This window comes from Desulfobacter latus, from assembly GCF_013389365.1.
GTDB classification, from domain to species: Bacteria; Desulfobacterota; Desulfobacteria; order Desulfobacterales; family Desulfobacteraceae; genus Desulfobacter; species Desulfobacter latus.
Window position 1 is genome coordinate 1 of sequence record NZ_JACADJ010000234.1, and the last position, 255, is coordinate 255.

At 47.8% G+C, this 255-nt stretch carries 1 rRNA gene; it reads right to left on the reverse strand.

The window, feature by feature from the left end:
• A 16S ribosomal RNA gene (locus HXW94_RS20670) occupies positions 1–255 on the reverse strand; the annotation flags it as partial.

The following is a 255-nucleotide window of genomic DNA, read 5'->3' on the forward strand; positions in this document are numbered from 1 at the left end:
CCATTGCGCAAAATTCCTCACTGCTGCCTCCCGTAGGAGTCTGGACCGTGTTCCAGTTCCAGTGTGGCTGATCATCCTCTCAGACCAGCTAACCATCGCAGCCTTGGTAGGCCTTTACCCCACCAACAAGCTAATGGTACGCAAACTCATCCCCAAACAATTGCTTTCAAGAAGAGGCAATCTTTCATCAATTTACTTATGTGAATCGACTTTATCCGGTATTAGCTACCCTTTCGGATAGTTATCCCAGGCTTG